A 2,119-nucleotide genomic window follows, 5' to 3' on the forward strand; every position below is an offset into this window, starting at 1 on the left:
GCCCGCCGGGCCCACCCGCGCCGTCTTCCGGCGGACTCCCGCCCGTTGTGCCGGGACCTGCCCCGGCGGCGTCGGGGCGTCCGCCCGGCGAGCGGCGGGCCGGCCCCCGCCGGGTGCGTGCGGAGCGCGCGACCGCGACCTCGGCCATGCCGGGCAGGAAGTCCGTGAACAGCTCGTGCACCTCGCGCACGAGCGGGCGCAGCGGCCGGAAGCGGGACAGCGCCACGCCCCGGGCCGTCAGCCGGGCCCCGCGGTCGGCGAGGCGGCGGCTGCGTTCGCTGTGCTCCGAGCGGTCGAACACCCAGTACAGCACCAGGCCCATCTGCGAGAGCCACATCAACTCGGGCAGTATGCCCTGGAGTTCTTCGGCGACCTTGGCCCTGGACCCGGCCAGGACCTCCCGGTGGACGGAGATCGCTGCCTCCCGCGCGTGCTCGGACTCGGGTGAGAAGGGGCTCAGCGGACTCTCGGGATCGGCGGCGTTCTTGAAGAACTGGGCGGCGAACTCGTGGTACGGCGCCGCGATGTCCAGCCACGCGCGCAGCACGCCGGCCATGCGCTCCTCCAGACCCGTCTCGCGGTCGAGGACGGGCCGCACGGCCACCTGGTGCTCCGCGGCGATCCGGTCGTAGAAGCCCTGGACGAGGTGCTCCTTGGACGAGAAGTAGTAGTACGCGTTCCCGACGGAGACGCCCGCCTCCTTGGCGATGGCCCGCATCGTGGTCCGGTCGTAGCCGCGCTCCTGGAACAGCCGCAGCGCGGTCTCCAGGATCAGCGTCCGCGTCTGCTCGCTCTTCGCCGCCTTGGGCGCCCGGCTCCGTCCCGGGCCGGCCCCCGCGCCCCCGTCCGTGCCCGCGTCCGTGCCCTTGTCCGGGGCGCCGCCCGCGCGGGTGCCCCCGGCCGCCGCGGTGCCGTCGTCCGCCCCCGTGTCCCCGTCCCCGCCGCCCGCCACGGCCCCCGTCCCGGTCGTGTCCCTGTCGTCGTCCTTCACCCGGCCGAGCCTAGTGCGGCGCGTCGCCCGTCCCGCACCGCCCGGGCCCCCGGCCCGCATGCGAGGACGCGCGCGGGCCGGAGGCCGTGGCGGGCCGTGGCCGGCTGCTCAGGCCTGCGGGTGCAGCGCCGCGGCGTGCCGGCGCTCGGCCATGCCGCGCCGGCGGATCGTGCTCAGCACGAAGACGTTGCCGAGGTGCAGCACGCCGAGGACGAGGAGGACGACACCGAGCTTGACCGAGATCGCCTCGACCAGCTGCCGGGCGTCGGCCACGCCCTCAGAGTCCTTCAGGTACAGCGCGACGAAGCCGAGATTGACGAGGTAGAAGCCCACGACCAGCAGATGGTTCACGGCCTCCGCGAGCTGGTCGTCCCCCAGCAGGACGTCGGCAAGGAAGATCTTGCCGTTCCTGCTGAGTGTGCGCGCGACCCACACCGTGAGTCCGACGCTGACGGCCAGGTAGAGCACGTACGCGACAACGGTCAGATCCATTCCCGCCCCCTTGGTTTGAACGTGTTCAAAATCGTTGACGGCTGGACTCTAGCCTCCTTTTTGAACATGTTCAAGCGAGTGTCCGGGCCTCCGGGGCGCCTCCGCAGGACGCCGTATTGCGCGTACGTACGCTTACGGAGAGTGCCCCCGGCACGGCACACTGGCGCAATGGCATCCGCTTCCCTGGCCGAGGGCGCTCATGTCCCCGTCGTCGCGACCGCCGTACGGGCCGAGTTGGCCCGCACGGGCGGCCTCCCCGCGGGGGTTCCGCTTCCGGAGACCGGCGTGCCGGCGACCCTGCTCACGGACCGCGGGGGCGCGGCGGGTACGGCCGCGGTGATCGGCCCCGCCGCCGCTCCGGCCGGCCCGGTGGACCTGCGGGACCTGCCCCGCGAGGTGACCCGCGTCCTGTTCCGCGTGCCCGCCGGCGAGCGGCCGCCCGGCGCCGTGCTGCGGCTGGTGCGGGCGGAGGACGCCGCCGAGCTGGCCCGCCTGGCCCTCGCCCCGGAGGCGGCCGGGGGAGGCGAGCTGTACCGCACGGCGGGCGACCGCTGGGCCTTCCGCGCCCTCCCGGCGGGGGCCGGTGACGCCCCCTCGGCCGCACCCGGGGGCGGGGCCGCGGGCACCGGCGACGCC

At 75.1% G+C, this 2,119-nt stretch carries 3 protein-coding genes; 1 reads left to right on the top strand and 2 read right to left on the bottom strand.

The annotated features are described in order from the left end of the window. Window positions 1-775, bottom strand: a 775-nt coding sequence (locus L1885_RS27525; RefSeq protein ID WP_235799864.1) for a TetR/AcrR family transcriptional regulator, incomplete at its 3' end; no start/stop codon positions are given. A 324-nt stretch (window positions 776-1,099) separates the two neighbouring features. Continuing rightward, on the bottom strand, window positions 1,100-1,483 hold the full coding sequence (locus L1885_RS27530; protein WP_235799863.1) for a hypothetical protein: 384 nt from the start codon (window positions 1,481-1,483) through the stop codon (window positions 1,100-1,102). A 168-nt stretch (window positions 1,484-1,651) separates the two neighbouring features. Here L1885_RS27530 and L1885_RS27535 point away from each other — a divergent pair. Then, the coding region (locus L1885_RS27535) for a hypothetical protein (protein WP_372482045.1) at window positions 1,652-2,119 on the top strand (468 nt) is incomplete at its 3' end.

Source organism: Streptomyces fuscigenes, assembly GCF_021556455.1.
Lineage (GTDB): Bacteria > Actinomycetota > Actinomycetes > Streptomycetales > Streptomycetaceae > Streptomyces > Streptomyces fuscigenes.

Bases quoted from the DNA above. Each gene is read 5' to 3' on its own strand.
- L1885_RS27530 (WP_235799863.1), bottom strand. From the start codon at position 1,483: ATGGATCTGACCGTTGTCGCGTACGTGCTCTACCTGGCCGTCAGCGTC.